This is a genomic window from Denitromonas halophila (assembly GCF_007625155.1).
Lineage (GTDB): Bacteria > Pseudomonadota > Gammaproteobacteria > Burkholderiales > Rhodocyclaceae > Nitrogeniibacter > Nitrogeniibacter halophilus.
In genome coordinates, this window is the sequence record NZ_VMNK01000003.1 from 106,781 (window position 1) to 124,221 (window position 17,441).

A 17,441-nucleotide genomic window follows, 5' to 3' on the forward strand; every position below is an offset into this window, starting at 1 on the left:
ACGCATGACAAGAAAAAACCCGGCCAAGGCCGGGTCTTTCTGAACTGCGTAATCGCTGGGATTACTTGCCGTTGACAGCGGCTTTCAGCGTCGCGCCAGCGGAGAACTTCGGCACGCTGGAGGCGGCGATCTTGATGGTCGCGCCGGTCTGCGGGTTACGGCCGGTACGGGCAGCGCGCTTCGACACTTCGAAGGAGCCGAAACCCGTGAACGCCACTTTGCCGCCCTTGGCGAGCTCTTCCGCAATAATGTCGAGCACGGCGGACACTGCACGGTCAGCTTGAGCGCGCGACACGTCCATACGGTCGGCCAGGGCTTCGACGAATTCACCTTTGTTCATGTTGATCCTCGGATAGGAGTGGAAGGGTTATTTCCTGCTGCCGATTCTAGCACCGAACATTCGAGCAATGCGTCGCCGGATGCAAGGATTGACGCGGATTCAGGGATTTGGGACGCATATTTTTACGTGTTGTACGTGAACGTCAACCCGTGCATATCAATTATTTTTTTGCTGCTGCACTGCAGCATCATTCACCGGTCACTGCCAGCCGGTCCTGATGCTTGCCACCGAGCCCCAGATAGGCCTCGATTACACGCGGGTCGTCAGCCAGTTGCCGGGCCGGCCCGCTCATCGCCACCTCCCCGGTTTCGAGCACATAAGCCTCGTCCGCCACTTGCAGTGCAGCACGTGCATTTTGTTCGACCAGCAGGATGGAAACACCCCGTTTACGCAGTTCGCCGATGATCCGAAAGATCTCACGGACGATGAGCGGTGCCAATCCGAGGCTGGGTTCGTCGAGCATCAGCAGCTTGGGCCGGGCCATCAAGGCGCGGCCGACCGCCAGCATCTGGCGCTCGCCCCCCGACAACGTTCCCGCCATCTGGCTGCGCCGTTCCTTGAGCCGCGGGAACAGCGCATACACCTCCTCCATGGTTCCGGCATGGTCGCGCAGCCCCATGCGATAGCGCTGGAAGGCGCCGAGCACGAGGTTGTCCTCGACACTCATTTCGCCGAACAGCTCGCGCTTTTCGGGCACGAGGTTCATTCCGCGCGAAACCATGCGTTCCACTTCGGGCACACGCTCGACCGCGCCATCGAACGTGATCTCGCCACGCGAGGGCAGCACGCCCATGATGGCCGACAGCAGTGTGGTCTTGCCCGCGCCATTGGGACCGATGACGGTCACGATCTGGCCCTCGCCCACGGTGAGGTTGGCGTTGTGCAGCGCCTCGACCTTGCCGTAAGACACGCACAGATCCTTCACCTCCAGAATATTCGCCATCATGCCACCCCGCCCAGATACGCCTCGAGCACCGCCGGATTCTTCTGCACCTCTTCCGGCAGGCCTTCGGCAATCTTCTCGCCAAACTCCATCACCACCACCCGGTCGACCAGGCCCATCACAAAGTCCATGTCGTGCTCGACCAGCAGAATCGCCATGCCCTCGCCGCGCAGTTTCTTGAGCAAATCGCCGAGGATCTGCTTTTCGCGGTAGCGCAAACCAGCGGCCGGTTCGTCGAGCAGGAGCAAGCAAGGGTCTGAGCACAGGGCGCGGGCGATTTCGAGAATGCGTTGTTGCCCCAGCGCCAGCGACCCGGCCGCGTCAAACATGTGCTCGGCCAGCCCGACGCGTTCGATCTGGCGCGCCGCCTCGGCGAGCAGTCGCGCCTCTTCGGCCCGGTCCAGTCGCCAGGCCGCCGGCAGTACCGACTTGCTGCCACGCATGTGGGTGCCGATCGCGACGTTCTCGAGCACGCTCATGTCGGCCAGCAGGCGCACATGCTGAAAGGTGCGGCTCATGCCCATACGGGCCACTTCGCGCGAGGTCTTGCCGGCCACATCCTGGCCGCGGAACAACACCTCGCCTGAGGTCGGCGTATCCACGCCCGACACCTGATTGAACATGGTGCTCTTGCCCGCGCCATTGGGGCCGATCAGCGCCAGAATCTCGCCCGCCGCGACCGACAGGTTCATCTTGTTGTTAGCCACCAGACCGCCGAACTTGCGGGTCACGTCGATGGCACTGAGCAGCACTTCGCCAGCCTTGGGCATCTCCCGGCGCGGCAGCGGCGCCGCGCCGGCATCGACCTTGCGCTTGGCGTTGGCGTCCGGCCACCAGTGGGTGAGGATCGGCCACAGTCCGTTGGGCGCGCGCTGCAGAATGATCACCATCATCACGCCGAACACGATCACCTCGAAGTTGCCCGAGGCGCCAAACAGCGCAGGCAAAAGATCCTGCAGCCACTGCTTGAGAATGGTGATGACGGCCGCACCGATAACCGCCCCCCACACATGGCCGGCACCACCGACCACCGCCATGAACAGGAACTCGATACCGATGTGCAGGCCGAAAGGCGTGGGGTTCACAAAGCGCTGCATGTGCGCATACAACCAGCCCGAGGCAGCGGCATGCAGCGCGGCGATGACGAAGATGATCATGCGCGAACGGGAGGTATCCACGCCCATCGACTCGGCCATCACCCGCCCGCCCTTGAGCGCCCGGATCGCCCGGCCCTCACGCGAGTCGAGCAGGTTACTGGTGGTCAGAATCGCCACCAGCAGGAAGGCCCAGATCAAATAGAAGATCTCGCCGCCTTCATTCAGCTCCCAGCCAAACAGGCTGATCGGCGGAATCCCGGTCAGGCCGGTGTGGCCGCCGAGCACCTCCATGGTGCCGAACAGGAAATACAGGCTGATGCCCCAGGCGATGGTGCCCAGCGGCAGGTAGTGGCCCGACAGCTTGAGGGTGAGCGAACCGAGCACCACCGCGATCACCGCGGTCAGCACCAGACCAATCACCAGCGCCAGCCATGGCGAGCCACCGGCCCAGGCCATCCAGCCGGGCAGCGTCTCGCTGGTGGACAGCACGGCCGTGGTGTACGCGCCCAAACCAACAAAAGCGCCCTGACCAAAGGAGGTCAGCCCGCCCACGCCGGTGAGCAGCACCAGCCCGAGCGCCACCATGGCGTAGAGGCCGATGTAGTTGAGCAGCGTGACATAGAACGGCGACAAGGTCGCGGGTACCAGCAGCAACAGGCCCAGCAACAGCCAGGGCAAAACACGCAGCAAACCGGCGCCGGCAGAACCCGGCGAGGTCGCCACACGAGAGGATGCGGGGGTGCTCATTCGTCTTCCTCCACGTGATGGCTGGTCAGTGAGCGCCACACCAACACCGGAATGATCAGGGTAAATACGATGACTTCCTTGTAGGCACTGGCCCAGAAGGAGGAGAAGGCTTCGAGCACGCCGACCAGAATCGCACCGAGCGCGGCGATCGGGTAGCTCGCCAGGCCGCCGATGATGGCGGCCACAAAGCCCTTCAGGCCGATCAGGAAGCCGGTGTCGTAATAAATGGTGGCAATCGGCGCGATCAACACGCCCGACAGCGCACCGATCAGCGCCGCCAGCATGAAGGTGAGCCGGCCGGCCAGCGCGGGCGAGATCCCCATCAGCCGTGCGCCGGCGCGGTTGATCGCCGTTGCCCGCAAGGCCTTGCCGTAAATGGTGCGACCAAAGAACAGGGCCAGCGCGACGATCAGCGCCAGCGAGGTGCCAATCACCCACAGCGACTGGCCGGACACCATCATCGGGCCCACCGTGAAGCTGGCATCCGAAAAAGCCGATGTGCGCGAACCTTCCGCGCCAAAGAACAGCAGGGCCAGCCCCACCATGGCCACGTGCACCGCCACCGACACGATCAGCAGAATCAACACCGAGGCCTCGGCCACCGGTTGGTAGGCCACGCGGTAGATCATCGGCCCCAGCGGCACCACCACCGCCATGGTCAACGCCACCTTGGCGGCCAGCGGCCAGGTGTCGGTGGGCACAAAGCGCATCAGGGCCACCAGCGCGAGCGGGTAAACAATATTCCAGCCGACCACCTTCATCAGCCGCCCCACGCCGCCCCGACGCAGCGCGTCCAGGCCGTCGAGCGCCACCACCAGCACACCCGCCGCCAGCAGCAGCCAGACCGTGCCGGGCAGGCGCCCCGCTTCAATCATCGCCAGGGTCAGCGCGCCATATGCGACAAACTCCCCTTGCGGAATAAAGATCACCCGGGTCACGGCGAACACCAGCACCAAGGCCAAGGCCAGCAGCGCGTAGATCGCGCCGTTGGTTACCCCGTCCTGCCCGAGCAACATTGCAATTTCCAAATCCATGGGACGAACCCCGTGTGCAGCCAGCCGCGAGCGCTTGCGCGCCGCGAGCCGCCGATCCGACTCGACTCGAACCCGCCCCCACCGGCGCACCGGCAGGGGCGGACTTGATCAGGCATCGCGCGCGGCCGTGCCGTGCGCGATGCGCGCTGACACTTACTTCACCATCTGCCAGGCGCCGCCCTTGATCTGCACCATCACGCGCGAGCGCTGGTCCAGGCCGAGGTGGTCGGTCGGGCTCATGTTGAAGATGCCGTGCGCGCCGGCCACTTCCTTCAGGCCTTCGAGCGCATCGCGCAGGGCGGCACGGAATTCCGGCGACCCGGGCTGGCCGGCCTTGAGCGCAACCGGCACGGCGTTGACCATCAGCGTGCCGGCATCCCAGGCGTGGCCGCCAAAGGTCGACACCGAGCCCTTGCCAAAGGCCGCTTCGTACTTGCTCACGTACTCCTGAGCGCTCGCACGCACGGGGTTGTCGGCGGGCAACTGATCGGCCACCAGCACCGGACCGGCGGGCAGGAAGGTGCCTTCACAGTCGGCACCACACACGCGCAGGAAGTCGTTATTGGCCACACCGTGGGTCTGGTAGATCTTGCCGGCAAAGCCGCGCTGCTTGAGCGTCTTCTGCGGCAGGGCGGCCGGCGTGCCGGCGCCGGCGATGAGGATCGCATCCGGCTTGGCGGCATACAGCTTGAGCACCTGACCGGTCACCGAGGTGTCCGAGCGCTTGTAGCGCTCGTTGGCTACGATCTTCAGCTTGCGCGCTTCGGCGATGGCCGAGAACTGCTCCCACCAGCCTTCGCCGTAAGCGTCGGCAAAACCGATGAAACCAACCGTCTTCACGCCGGCATCCACCATGTGCGAGACGATGGCGGTCGCCATCTGCTGGTCGTTTTGCGGGGTCTTGAACACCCAGCGGCGCTTCTCATCGACAGGGTCAACAATCTTGCTCGACGCTGCCATGGAGATCATCGGCGTCTTGGACTCGGCCGCCACATCAATCATGGCCAGCGAATTGGGGGTGATGGTCGAGCCGATCACCACATCCACCTTGTCCTCCGAAATCAGCTTGCGGATGTTCTTGACGGCAGTGGTGGTGTCCGACGCGTCGTCGAGCACGATGTAGTTCACCTTCTGGCCGGCGATGGTCGTCGGCAAGAGCGTGAGGGTGTTCTTCTCGGGAATACCCAGCGACGCAGCCGGGCCGGTGGCCGACACCGACACACCCACATTGATGTCGGCGAACGCTGCGCCACTGACGAAAGCCATGCCCAGTGCGGCGGCCACTACGGTTTTTTGGATTTTCATTTTGTCTCCTCCTCCGGTTGTAATCAGCACGCGCATGAGCTGCCTCGGCGCACCAACGAAAAATTACCACATAACAAACGCGTTAGTTGATATTAAACCCGCTCGATCACCATCGCGATGCCCTGTCCGACCCCGATACACATCGTGGCCAAGCCGTAGCGACCGCCGGTGGCTTCGAGCTGTCGTAGCGCGGTGAGCGCCAGACGCGCGCCCGAGGCACCCAGCGGATGGCCGATCGCAATCGCCCCGCCGTTCGGATTGACCTGCGGTGCATCGTCGGCGAGACCGAGCTGGCGCAGCACGGCCAGGCCTTGCGCAGCGAAGGCTTCGTTGAGTTCGATAACATCCATCTGGTCAATGGAGAGGCCGGCCAGCGCGAGCGCCTTGACCGCCGCCGGCGCCGGACCGATACCCATGATGCGCGGCGCGACGCCGGCCGTGGCCATAGCCACCACCCGACCGCGCGGCGTGAGCCCGTATTTTTTGGCGGCCTCGGCCGAAGCCAGCAAGAGTGCGACCGAACCGTCATTCACGCCGGACGCGTTGCCGGCGGTCACGGAGCCATCGGGGCGGACCACGCCTTTGAGCCGACCGAGCGCTTCGAGTGAAGTCTCGCGCGGATGCTCGTCCACGCTGACTACCACCGGGTCACCCTTCTTCTGCGGAATCGTCACTGGCACCAGCTCACCGTCAAAGAAGCCGCGCGCGGCCGCCGCGGCATAGCGCTGCTGGCTGCGCAACGCGAGGGCGTCCTGATCGGCGCGGTTGATCTTGAATTCGTCGGCGACGTTCTCGGCCGTTTCGGGCATGGAGTCGATGCCGTACTCGGCCTTCATTTTGGCGTTAACAAAGCGCCAGCCGATGGTGGTGTCTTCGATCTTGGCGCTGCGCGAGAAGGCACTGGTGGCCTTGGCCAGCACGAAGGGCGCGCGGCTCATGCTCTCGACGCCACCGGCAATCATCAGCTGCGCTTCGCCGCAGCGGATGGCGCGCGCCGCGGTGCCGATGGCATCCAGCCCCGAGCCGCACAGGCGGTTGAGCGTGGCGCCGGGCACCTCGATGGGCAAGCCGGCGAGCAGGCCAGCCATGCGGGCGACGTTGCGGTTGTCTTCGCCGGCCTGATTGGCGCAGCCGTAGTAGATGTCGTCCACCGCCGTCCAGTCGACGCCGGGGTTGCGCTCGATCAGCGCGCGGATGGGGATGGCCCCCAGGTCGTCGGCGCGCACGCCGGACAGCGCGCCGCCGTAGCGGCCGAACGGCGTACGAACGCCGTCACAGATCAACACGTCGTGCAACACATCGCTCTCCCTCGATGCGCCTGATGACGTGCGGCGTCACCGGCCGATGGGCCGGCGCCTGCGATCGTCAGCCGGGCGCGTTGTTTGTCTTTTTGCTGGCCGCTCCCAAAGTGCCGTGCACCCCATTGAGCAGGATGCCGGTCACCAGCGGCGCCATGTCTTCGTAGGTCAGCGGACCATTCGCCCGCAGCCAGGTAAAGGTCCAGTTCATCATGCCGAACAGGATCATCGCCACGACCTTGTCCAGCCCCTTCTCGCTCACCCTCGGCTCGACGGCGGCAATCGCCCGCGCAAAGGCCGCCACCACCGCCCGCTCCTTGTCGGCCACCTGCTGACGCGGCGCGTCGTCCAGATGCCGCACGTCCTGCACCAGCACCCGGTGCTGGTTGTGGGCGTTGGCGTAGGTCTCGAGAAAGCGGGCAATCAAGCGCTTGAGGTGCGCATCGGGTGGTAGTTGTTCGGCTTCGACGGTGTCCACCAGCGCTTCGAGCGTGTCCATGTAGCTGTCGGCCACACTGAACAGCATCTCCGCCTTGTCCTTGGCGTAGTGATAGAGCAGCGGTTTTGACACGCCGCAGGCGGCCGCCAGTTGCGACATGGAGGTGGCGTGAAAGCCCTTGTCGGCAAACAGCTTCGCCGCCATGTCGAGAATGGCCTGGCGTTGCTGGTCGTGAGTCGCTGCTTTGGTTCGTGCCATGAGTGTGATGCCCGTCTGAATGCAAAACGCTCACCGTCCGGGCGGCCATCTCAACGCTCGTCAAAACTGATGACGACCCGCTCTGTGAGCGGATGGGCCTGACAGGTGAGCACATAGCCGTCGTCCACATCGGACTGCTCAAGAGCGAAGTTCTTGTCCATGCGGACACGACCTTCGAGCACCTTGGCGCGGCAGGTGCAGCATACCCCACCCTTGCAGGCGAACGGCAGGTCCATGCCGGCGGCCAGCGCCACGTCGAGAATCGACGGGTCCTCCTTGCGGAAGGCCACCTCGCGCTGCAGGCCATCCTGGATCAGGGTGATCGTCGCGGTCGCCGCGTCACCCGGCTCGACCCGGTGCGCCGGGCCGGCATCGGGCACACCGAAGCGCTCCAGATGGATGTGATCAGCGCTCATGCCGGCCGCCAGCAGGCCGGCTTCGACCTCGTCGATCATCGCACCCGGACCGCAGATGAAGGCCTCGTCGATGTCGCCCACCGGAATCAGCGTGTCGACAAACGCGGCCACCTTGGCCTGGTCGAGCCGGCCGTTAAAGAGCGGCACATCCTGTGCCTCGCGCGAGAACAGCGAGTAGAAGCAAAAGCGGGTCAGGTAGCGATTCTTGATGTCTTCGAGCGCCTCGCCAAACATCACGCTCTTGGTGCCGCGGTTGCCGTATACCAGCGTGAAGCGACTCTTCGGCTCGGTGGCCAGCGTCGTCTTGATCAATGACAGGATCGGCGTAATGCCGCTGCCCGCTGCAAAGGCCACGTAGTGCTTGGCGTTGACGGCGTCAAGCGGGGCATGAAAGCGCCCTTCCGGCGTCATCACCTCGATGGTATCGCCGGCCTTGATCGCGCCGCCGTTGATCCAGGTCGAGAACAGCCCGCCGCCCACCTGCTTGATGGCCACGCGCAGTTCGCCGTCCTCGACACCGGAACAGATGGAGTAGGAGCGACGCACTTCCTGGCCGTTGATCTCGGCTTTCAGTGTCAGGTGCTGGCCCTGCACGAAACGGTAATCGTCGGCCAGTTCAGCCGGCACGTCGAAGCGCAGGCTGATGGCATCGGCCAGTTCGCGGCGCACTTCGGCAATGGTCAGGGCGTGGAATTTGGGGTTCATGTGTGATCTCCCGGTCCGGTTCAGATCGGTTTGAAGTATTCGAAAGGTTCGCGGCAGTCTTCACAGCGATACAGCGACTTGCAGGCGGTCGAACCGAATTCCGACAATCGTGTGGTGTGGCTGGAGCCGCAGCGTGGGCACGGCAGCTTGCGCGACATGAAACGCACCACCTGCGCGCCATCAGGCAGCGCGGGCTGGGGCGGGACGATGCCGTAGGCGCGCAGCTTCTCACGCGCGCTCTCGGCGATCCAGTCGGTACTCCAGGGCGGAGCAAGCCGCGTCTCGACGCTGACCTTGCCCGCACCGGCCGCCTTGAGCGCATCGACAATGCTCTCGGCGATCATCTCGGTGGCCGGGCAGCCACTGTAGGTGGGCGTCACCACCACCCGCAGGCCGTCCTCGCCGAGAATCACCTCGCGCACGATGCCCAGCTCGGTCACGGAGACCACCGGAATCTCCGGGTCTTCCACCGCGTCGAGCGCCTGCCAAGCCTGGGCTTCAGTCAGCATACCGGTCACCACGTCGCGCCGGGGAAGCTGCGCGGCAGATGCTGCATCACCGCCAGCAGATGGCCCAGATGCTCGCTGTGGCGGCCGAACTTGCCATAGCTCTGGAAAGGCGTACGCGCCGGCACGGTGAGCGTGGCGTGCTTGAGTACCGCCAACACCGCCTTTTCCCAGTCCTCTGCCAGATCCGACCACGCCGGGCCAACGCCGGCCGCCGCAGCGGCGTCATCGGTGGGGTTGGCGGCAAACAACTCGTTGGTGTAGGGCCACAGCATATCGAGCGCGGCCTGCGCACGACGATGGCTCTCTTCGGTGCCGTCGCCAAGACGGATTACCCAATCGCCGGTGTGTTCTACGTGGTAGCGCGCTTCTTTCAGGCTCTTGGCTGCGATCGCCGCCAAAGCCTCGTCACTCGAGCCGCACAGCCGGCTCCACATCAGCAGGTTGAAGCTGCCGAGCAGGAAGCCCTTGATCATGGTGTGGGCGAAATCGGTGTTCGGCATCTCGCACAGCGTCGGATTGCGGTACTGCCCCTCATGGCGCAGAAAGGCAAGTGTGTCTTCGTCGCGCCCCTTGCCTTCGAGCACGCCGGCATGGCTGAGCAGCATGCGCGCCTGGCCGACAAAATCGAGCGCCATGTTGGCCAGCGCCAGATCTTCTTCGAGCACCGGCGCATGGCCGCACCATTCAGACAGGCGCTGGCCGTGGATCAGCGCCGCGTCGCCCAGACGCAGCACGTACTCCAGATGCGCGGGGGTGGTTTGTGTCATCGCTGGTGCCCCCATCACATGTGGTCCACTTCGTCGGGCAGCTTGTAGAAGGTCGGGTGACGGTAGATCTTGTCCTCGGCCGGGTCAAACAGCTCGGGCTTGGCATCCGGGTCGGAGGCCACGATGTCTTCGGCGCGCACGGCCCAGATCGACACCCCTTCCTGACGCCGGGTGTACACATCGCGCGCCACCTGCAGCGCCATACGCGCGTCGGTGGCGTGCACGCTGCCGCAGTGCTTGTGATCGAGGCCGTTCTTGCTGCGGACAAAAATTTCCCACAGCGGCCATTCTTTGCGTTCCATGGTGTTCTCCGTTGGTGTCATCAGGCGGCTGCCTTCTCGCGGGCAGCCTGTTTGTCGGCGTGGGCGACTGCGGCTTCGCGCACCCAGGCGCCGTCTTCCCAGGCCTTGACGCGGGCCGCGAGCCGATCGACGTTGCACTGGCCGTGGCCATTCACCACATTCCAGAACTCGTCCCAGTCGATGGCGGCAAAGTCGTAATGGCCGCGTGCTTCATTCCACTTGAGTTCCGGGTCGGGCAGGGTCACGCCAAGCACTTCGGCCTGCTTGACCGTGGCGTCCACAAACTTCTGACGCAGGTCGTCGTTGGAGATGCGCTTGATGCCCCAGCGCATGCTCTGGCCCGAGTTGGGCGAGTCGGCATCATGCGGGCCGAACATCATCAGCGACGGCCACCACCAGCGATTGACCGCGTCCTGCACCAGCTCACGCTGCTCGTCGGTGCCGCCCATCATCGCCAGCAAGGCGTCGTAGCCCTGGCGCTGGTGGAAGGATTCTTCCTTGCACACCCGCACCATGGCGCGGGCATAGGGGCCGTAGCTGCACTTGCACAGCGGGATCTGGTTCATGATCGCCGCGCCGTCAACCAGCCAGCCGATCACGCCTACGTCGGCCCAGTTGAGCGTCGGGTAGTTGAAGATCGAGCTGTACTTGGCCTTGCCCGAGAGCAGCGCTTCGGTCAGGTCGTCGCGCGACACGCCCAGGGTTTCGGCCGCGGCGTATAGATACAGGCCGTGACCGCCCTCGTCCTGCACCTTGGCCAGCAGGATGGCTTTGCGCTTGAGACTCGGCGCACGGCTGATCCAGTTGCCCTCGGGCAGCATGCCGACGATCTCGGAATGCGCGTGCTGGCTGATCTGGCGCACCAGCGTCTTGCGATAGGCCTCGGGCATCCAGTCCTTGGCTTCGATGGTCGCACCGGCGTCGATGCGCGCGTCGAACTCGGCCTGGTAGGCGGCGTTCTCGACGGCATCGGGCGTGCGCTTGGGCTGTTCGCCGGGCGGGATATCGAGTGCTTGGGTATACATATAGCGGTTCTCCTTGCGCGTCGGGGCGCTTACTCTTTGGCGCGGCGATCAATCACCCGCTTGGCCTTGCCGACGGTGACCCGTTCGATGCTGAACGGGTCGCCGACAATCACCGTGGCGGACACGCCGATCAGGCTCTTGATGTGGTGCGTCAGCTCTTTGGCCAGCGCTTCTTTTTGTTCGGGGTGACGGCCCACCGGCACGTCCGGGTTGGTCTCGACCTTTACCGTCAAGGTGTCCATGTGACCCTTTTTGTCCACCTCCAGCAGATACTGCGGTGACAGCTTGGGCATCTTGCAGATCAGCTCTTCGATCTGGGTGGGGAACACATTCACGCCGCGGATGATCAGCATGTCATCCGAGCGGCCGGTAATCTTGGCCATGCGGCGCATGCTGCGCGAGGTCGGCGGCAGCAGGCGGGTGAGGTCGCGGGTGCGGTAGCGGATCACCGGCAGCGCTTCCTTGGACAGCGTAGTGAACACCAGCTCGCCCTCTTCGCCGTCCGGCAGCACTTCGCCGGTGATCGGGTCGATGATCTCGGGGTAGAAGTGGTCTTCCCAGATCACCGGACCGTCCTTGCTTTCGATGCACTCGCTGGCCACGCCCGGCCCCATCACTTCCGACAGGCCATAGATGTCCACCGCGTCCATGCCGGAGCGCGCTTCCATCGCCAGGCGCATGGCATGCGTCCAGGGCTCGGCGCCGAAGATGCCGACCTTGAGCGAAGTCTCTTTCGGGTCGATGCCCATGCGCTCCATCTCGTCGAGAATGGTCAGCATGTAGGACGGCGTCACCATGATGATGTCGGGCTTGAAGTCCTGAATGATCTGGATCTGCTTCTCGGTCTGACCGCCCGACATCGGGATCACCGTACAGCCGAGCTTCTCGGCGCCGTAGTGCGCCCCCAAGCCGCCGGTGAACAAGCCGTAGCCGTAGGACACATGCACAATGTCGCCGGCCCGGCCGCCCGCGGCTCGAATCGAGCGTGCCACCACGCGCGCCCAGGTGTCGATATCGCGCGAGGTGTAGCCGACCACCGTCGGCTTGCCGGTGGTGCCGGACGAGGCATGCACCCGCACCACCTTCTCGCGCGGCACGGCAAACAGCCCGAAGGGGTAGTTGTCGCGCAGGTCCTGCTTGCCGGTGAAGGGGAACTTGGCCAGATCGGCCAGGGTTTTCAGATCGCTCGGATGCACGCCCTTCTCGTCGAACTTCGCACGGTAGTGCGGCACGTTGTCGTAGGCGTGCTGCAGGCTCCACTGCATTCGCTTGAGCTGGGTGGCTTGCAGCTCGTCACGGCTCGCGGTTTCGATGGCGTCGAGATCGCCCGGGGCGGGCACCTTGCAGGTCATGGTTTGTCTCCTCTTCCCTATATCCGGTGTCGGCGGCGCATCTGTTTTTTATGTCGCGCCGCCAGGCGTTTAGTCTACTGCGGGAACACTGCCCGGCCTTTCAGCCGATAGCTCTTGCCCCGCATCACGGCAATGGTGGCGCCGTGCTGATTGGTCACGGTGATGTCGTACACTCCGGTGCGGCCCGACAGCGCCACTTCGCGCGCCGTGGCGGTCAGCACATCGCCCTCGCGCGCCGGCGCAATGAAGTCCACGCTGATGCCCGAGGCCACCGTCTGTTCGTTGTAGCTGTTGCACGCAAAGGCGAAAGCCGAATCGGCCAGCGTGGTCACAAAGCCGCCGTGGATGATGGCGAAGCCGTTGAGCATGTCGGCGCGCACGGTCATGGTCAGCGTGGCGCGGCCGGGGCCGACCTCGACGAATGTCATGCCGAGGCCGCGCGAGGCCTGGTCGTTGGCGAACATGGTGTCGCGCACCTGTTCGGCGATTTGCTGGGGGTCGAGTGCTTTGGTATCCATGGGGCTCACATCAGTTCGCATGAAAAGTCGCGCCGGTCAGCGCCTTGCGCTGGAGCAGGGGCGAGAGTCGGTAGCGGGTGTCGACATAGTGCGCCCGCAAGTGATCGAGCACTTCGGCGATAAAGGCCGGGCCCAGGCGGTCCGCCCAGGCCAGCGGGCCGAGCGGGTAGTTGGTGCCGTAGCGCATGGCGGTGTCGATGTCGGCCGCCGAGCCGATGCCGGCCAGCACGGCATCGGCCGCCTCGTTGGCCAGCATGGCCACCGTGCGCAGACCGAGCATGCCGGCCACGTCATCCAGTTGCGCGACTGCCAGGCCGGCGGCCTGCAAGGTGCCAACCACATCGGTCAGCGCGCCACGGCCGCAACGGTCCGCCGCGCACAGCGTCAGGCGCGGCGTCTTGGCAAAATCGAGGCACAGATCGAACAGCACCACATGGTCGTAACGGCTGTCGACCGCACGGCGCGTGGCGGTTCGGCCATCGCTCATCATCAGCCGCGCCGAGCCGATTTCCAGCCAGCCATGACCGCTGCCGGCGGTGCGCTCAACCGTGATGCCGGCCTGCTCAATGCGCCCGATCAATGCCGCGGCTGGCCCCAGGTCGCCGACCACGCGCACACGGCGAACCGGCGAGGCGGGCGCGAAATCGGCCGACGCGGGGAGGCTTTTGCCTTCGCCGTAAGCGTAGAAACCTTGCCCACTCTTGCGACCGAAGCGCCCGGCGTGCACCAGCTCTTGCTGGATCAGATGCGGGGTGTAGCGGCTGTCATTGAAGCAGGCGGCAAACACCGACTGGCTGACCGCGTGATTCACGTCATGGCCGATCAGGTCCATCAACTCGAACGGCCCCATCGGAAAACCGCAGCCCTCGCGCATCACCGCGTCCAGCGTCGCCGGCGTCGCGGCCTGCTCGGCGAGCACCCGCAGCGCTTCACCGTAATAGGGGCGGGCCACGCGATTAACGATGAAGCCCGGCGTCGATTTGGCAAACACCGGCACCTTGCCCCAGGCCTTGGCGGTGGCGTGCACCGTCTGCGCAACGGCCGGATCGGTGGCCAGGCCAGACACCACTTCGACCAGCTTCATGCGCGGCGCGGGGTTGAAGAAATGCATGCCGACCACCTGACCGGGGCGCGCCAGCGGCGCCGCCATGGCAGTGATCGACAAGGAAGAGGTGTTGGTGGCGAGAATCGCCTCGGGCGAGAGCACGGTTTCGAGCTCGGCGAACAAGGTCTGCTTCACATCCAGCCGCTCAACAATCGCCTCAATCGCCAGCATCGCGTCGGCGGCGTCGGCCAGACTGCTGATCGGAACAACCCGCGCCAGCGCCGCGTCGGCAGCGTCCTGTGTAAGCTTGTCGCGGCTCACCAGAAAGGCCAGATCCTTGGCAATGCCGGCGCGACCGCGCTCGACCGCCTCGGCCTGCATGTCATACAAATAGACGGTATGCCCGGCCACGGCGGCCACATGGGCAATGCCGCTGCCCATCGCACCGGCGCCAATCACCAGCACCCGGCTGGACGTTTTCAGTGCGTCCATCGTTCAGCGCCCTGTAAAGCGCGGCGTGCGCTTTTCCATGAAGGCGGCCACGCCCTCACGATAGTCGTCCGACTGGCCACAGGCGCGCATCATGTCGCGCTCCATGTCGAGCTGGGTCGAAAAATCCTGCGTCGAGCTGGCCCAGATGGCTTTCTTGGTCTGCGCGAAGCCAACCGTCGGGCCGGCCGCCATCTGCTTGGCCAGCGCGCTCACCGTCGGCATCAGCGCGTCATCATCTACACACTTCCAGATCAACCCCCAGGCTTCGGCCTGATCGGCCGGCAGCTTGTCGCCCAGCATCGCCAGCCCCATCGCCCGTGCGGGACCGAGCAGTCGCGGCAGAATCCAGGTGCCGCCGGTATCGGGGATCAGCCCGAGCTTGCAGAAGGCCTGAATGAAACTGGCCGAGCGCGCGGCAAAAACCAGGTCGCAGGCCAGCGCCAGATTGGCCCCTGCACCGGCCGCCACGCCATTGACGGCGGCAATCACCGGCATGTCCAGCGCGCGCAGTGCCATCACCAGCGGCTTGTAGTTCTTTTCGACCGAGACACCCAGATCCGGCGCGGCATCGCCGGCCGACACGCTGCGGTCGGACAGATCCTGCCCGGCGCAAAAGCCGCGGCCGGCACCGGTCAGCACCATCGCGCGCACCGAGCCATCGGCGCGTCCGGCGCGGATGAGCTCCAGCGCGCTGCGCACTTCGGCGTGCATCGCATCGGTAAAGCTGTTCAATCGGTCGGGCCGGTTGAGGGTCAGCGTGGCCACGCCGTCCTCGATGTTCAGGGCAATCGTCTCGAAGTCTTGCGCCATCGTGTCGTCCTTTGGCTGCCGGGGCCATGGCCCCGGCCTGCGGTTGTCTCCACCACCCGGCCGCGTTCGCCCCACTGGGCAAGCGCCGTCGGCAAGCTGTACTGTTCCGGTCGGGGAGAATGATTTTCTTTGTTTGACCGACCGGTCGATCAACAGTAAAATTGATATACGTCAAAAAAGCAAGCCCCCTGAGATCAAAAACCGGTCGCTACGCACACACGCTACGCCGTGGCAGGCCGCCAGCCCCGTGAAGGAGACACCATGTCGCACCCGCTTTTCGAGAAGCATCAGGCCACGCTGGAACAGGCGCTCGGCGCCATCCGCAGCCGCGCTTACTGGACACCCTTCAACGAAATGCCCAGCCCGCGGGTGTATGGCGAAACCGCCGACACCGACGGCAAAGCGGCGGTCGAGGCCTGCTTTGGCCGCGAGTTCGCCCTGAACCAGCCCGGCCAGCGCGGCACCGCCGCCACCGAAACCTCGCCCTACGGCGTGGCGATGAATGTGAGCTATCCGGTCTGCGACACCGAAGCGCTGATCGACGCCGCCCAGGCCGCCATGCCCGCCTGGCAGAAACTGGGTGCCGCCGGGCGCACCGGCGTGTGTCTGGAAATTCTCGACCGCCTCAACAAACACAGCTTCGAGATCGCCCACGCGGTGATGCTGACCACCGGTCAGGGCTGGATGATGGCCTTCCAGGCCGGCGGCCCGCATGCGCAGGATCGCGGCCTGGAAGCCGTGGCCTACGCCTGGGACGAGCAATCGCGCATCACACCCGAAGCCCGCTGGGAGAAACCGCAGGGCAAGAACCCACCGCTGGTGATGAAGAAGCATTTCGAGATCGTCGGGCGTGGCGTCGCGCTGGTGATCGGCTGCGGCACCTTCCCCACCTGGAACACCTACCCCGGCGTGTTCGCCGCGCTGGCCACCGGCAACCCGGTGATCATCAAGGCGCACAGCAACGCCATCCTGCCCGCCGCCATCACCGTGCGCATCGCGCGCGAAGTGCTGACCGAGGCTGGCTTGGACGCCAATCTGATCAGCCTCGCCGTAGTCGAAAAGCGCGCCGAAACCCAGGCGCTGGCCACCCACCCGGCGATCAAGTCCATCGACTTCACCGGCAGCAACGTCTTCGGCCAGTGGCTGATTGACAATGCCCGCCAGGCCAATGTGTATGCCGAGCTGGCCGGGGTGAACAACGTGGTGATCGAATCGACCGACAACTACAAGGCCATGCTGCGCAACATGGCCTTCACGCTCAGCCTGTATTCGGGCCAGATGTGCACCACCACCCAGGCCATCCTGGTCCCGGCCAGCGGCATCGAGACCGACCAGGGCCACAAGAGCTTTGACGACGTGGCGCACGATCTTGGTGCGGCGATCGCAAAATTCCTCGGCGACATCAACGTAGCCACGGCCGTGCTCGGCGCGATCCAGTCCAACGCCACGGTCGACCGCATCAACGAAGCCGGCGCGCACGGCACCATCGTGCTCGACTCGAAGAAACTGGTGCACCCGCAGTTCCCCGATGCCACGGTCTACACCCCGGTACTGCTCACCTGCGACGCGGCGGACGAAAAGAGCTATATGGAAGAGCGCTTCGGCCCGATCAGCTTCGTGGTCAAGGTCGCCGACGGCGCAGCGGCGATTGCCCTGTCGGAGCGCATCGTCAAGGAGCATGGCGCGCTCACCGTCGGCCTGTATTCGACCCGGCAGGACGTCATCGACGCCATGACGGATGCCACCCTGCGCGCCGGCGTCGCGCTATCGATCAACCTGACCGGCGGCGTGTTCGTGAACCAGTCGGCAGCCTTCTCCGACTACCACGGCACCGGCGCCAATCCCTCGGCCAACGCCAGCTACTCGGACGCGGCCTTCGTCGCCAACCGCTTCCGCGTCATCCAGCGCCGTTACCACGTCGCCGAGTGATGCACCGGGGCTGGCACCCCGCCCGCCCCTTGCGATCCGTAGGGCGGAAAAGCGTAGCGCCTTCCGCCGAACAACGCCCCGACGCGACACCGATGGCGGAAGGCGCTTCG

General features: G+C 65.0%; 17 protein-coding genes. 1 reads left to right on the forward strand and 16 read right to left on the reverse strand.

Annotated features, from left to right (window positions below):
- Positions 1–61: 61 nt before the first annotated feature.
- The 16 genes from FHP91_RS02540 to paaG form a co-directional block, all read right to left on the reverse strand.
- Positions 62–340, reverse strand: coding sequence for an HU family DNA-binding protein (locus tag FHP91_RS02540; RefSeq protein ID WP_144176245.1), 279 nt, complete (start codon positions 338–340; stop codon positions 62–64).
- 187 nt (positions 341–527) lie between these two features.
- Positions 528–1,286, reverse strand: coding sequence for an ABC transporter ATP-binding protein (locus tag FHP91_RS02545; RefSeq protein WP_391527557.1), 759 nt, complete (start codon positions 1,284–1,286; stop codon positions 528–530).
- Positions 1,283–3,127, reverse strand: coding sequence for a branched-chain amino acid ABC transporter ATP-binding protein/permease (locus FHP91_RS02550; RefSeq protein WP_144308102.1), 1,845 nt, complete (start codon positions 3,125–3,127; stop codon positions 1,283–1,285). The genes FHP91_RS02545 and FHP91_RS02550 overlap by 4 nt, the downstream gene beginning before the upstream one ends.
- Positions 3,124–4,161, reverse strand: coding sequence for a branched-chain amino acid ABC transporter permease (locus tag FHP91_RS02555; protein WP_144176248.1), 1,038 nt, complete (start codon positions 4,159–4,161; stop codon positions 3,124–3,126). Before FHP91_RS02555 ends, FHP91_RS02550 begins: the two co-directional genes overlap by 4 nt.
- A gap of 153 nt (positions 4,162–4,314) precedes the next feature.
- A complete protein-coding gene (locus FHP91_RS02560; protein ID WP_144308103.1) occupies positions 4,315–5,466 on the reverse strand; it encodes an ABC transporter substrate-binding protein in 1,152 nt (383 codons plus the stop codon).
- Positions 5,467–5,558: 92 nt separating this feature from the next.
- Positions 5,559–6,761: a 3-oxoadipyl-CoA thiolase gene (pcaF, locus tag FHP91_RS02565; RefSeq protein ID WP_144308622.1), complete on the reverse strand. Its 1,203-nt coding sequence runs from the start codon at positions 6,759–6,761 to the stop codon at positions 5,559–5,561.
- Between the two features lie 70 nt (positions 6,762–6,831).
- Positions 6,832–7,461: a TetR/AcrR family transcriptional regulator gene (locus FHP91_RS02570; RefSeq protein WP_144308104.1), complete on the reverse strand. Its 630-nt coding sequence runs from the start codon at positions 7,459–7,461 to the stop codon at positions 6,832–6,834.
- Positions 7,462–7,511: 50 nt separating this feature from the next.
- On the reverse strand, positions 7,512–8,582 hold the full coding sequence (paaE, locus tag FHP91_RS02575) for a 1,2-phenylacetyl-CoA epoxidase subunit PaaE (RefSeq protein ID WP_144308105.1): 1,071 nt from the start codon (positions 8,580–8,582) through the stop codon (positions 7,512–7,514).
- Between the two features lie 20 nt (positions 8,583–8,602).
- A complete protein-coding gene (gene paaD, locus FHP91_RS02580; protein ID WP_144308106.1) occupies positions 8,603–9,091 on the reverse strand; it encodes a 1,2-phenylacetyl-CoA epoxidase subunit PaaD in 489 nt (162 codons plus the stop codon).
- Between the two features lie 5 nt (positions 9,092–9,096).
- On the reverse strand, positions 9,097–9,858 hold the full coding sequence (paaC, locus tag FHP91_RS02585) for a 1,2-phenylacetyl-CoA epoxidase subunit PaaC (RefSeq protein WP_144308107.1): 762 nt from the start codon (positions 9,856–9,858) through the stop codon (positions 9,097–9,099).
- Positions 9,859–9,872: 14 nt separating this feature from the next.
- Positions 9,873–10,160: a 1,2-phenylacetyl-CoA epoxidase subunit PaaB gene (gene paaB / locus FHP91_RS02590; protein WP_144308108.1), complete on the reverse strand. Its 288-nt coding sequence runs from the start codon at positions 10,158–10,160 to the stop codon at positions 9,873–9,875.
- Positions 10,161–10,180: 20 nt separating this feature from the next.
- Positions 10,181–11,185, reverse strand: coding sequence for a 1,2-phenylacetyl-CoA epoxidase subunit PaaA (paaA, locus tag FHP91_RS02595; RefSeq protein ID WP_144308109.1), 1,005 nt, complete (start codon positions 11,183–11,185; stop codon positions 10,181–10,183).
- A gap of 29 nt (positions 11,186–11,214) precedes the next feature.
- A complete protein-coding gene (gene paaK, locus FHP91_RS02600) occupies positions 11,215–12,537 on the reverse strand; it encodes a phenylacetate--CoA ligase PaaK (RefSeq protein WP_144308110.1) in 1,323 nt (440 codons plus the stop codon).
- 74 nt (positions 12,538–12,611) lie between these two features.
- On the reverse strand, positions 12,612–13,055 hold the full coding sequence (gene paaI, locus FHP91_RS02605) for a hydroxyphenylacetyl-CoA thioesterase PaaI (RefSeq protein ID WP_144308111.1): 444 nt from the start codon (positions 13,053–13,055) through the stop codon (positions 12,612–12,614).
- 10 nt (positions 13,056–13,065) lie between these two features.
- Positions 13,066–14,592, reverse strand: coding sequence for a 3-hydroxyacyl-CoA dehydrogenase PaaH (gene paaH / locus FHP91_RS02610; protein ID WP_144308112.1), 1,527 nt, complete (start codon positions 14,590–14,592; stop codon positions 13,066–13,068).
- Between the two features lie 3 nt (positions 14,593–14,595).
- Positions 14,596–15,402, reverse strand: a complete 807-nt coding sequence (gene paaG, locus FHP91_RS02615; RefSeq protein WP_144308113.1) for a 2-(1,2-epoxy-1,2-dihydrophenyl)acetyl-CoA isomerase PaaG — start codon at positions 15,400–15,402, stop codon at positions 14,596–14,598.
- Positions 15,403–15,663: 261 nt separating this feature from the next.
- On the opposite strand from paaG, the gene paaN reads away from it, so the two are divergent.
- Complete coding sequence (paaN, locus tag FHP91_RS02620) at positions 15,664–17,331, forward strand: phenylacetic acid degradation protein PaaN (RefSeq protein WP_144308114.1); 1,668 nt, start codon at positions 15,664–15,666, stop codon at positions 17,329–17,331.
- The last annotated feature ends 110 nt before the right edge of the window (positions 17,332–17,441 follow it).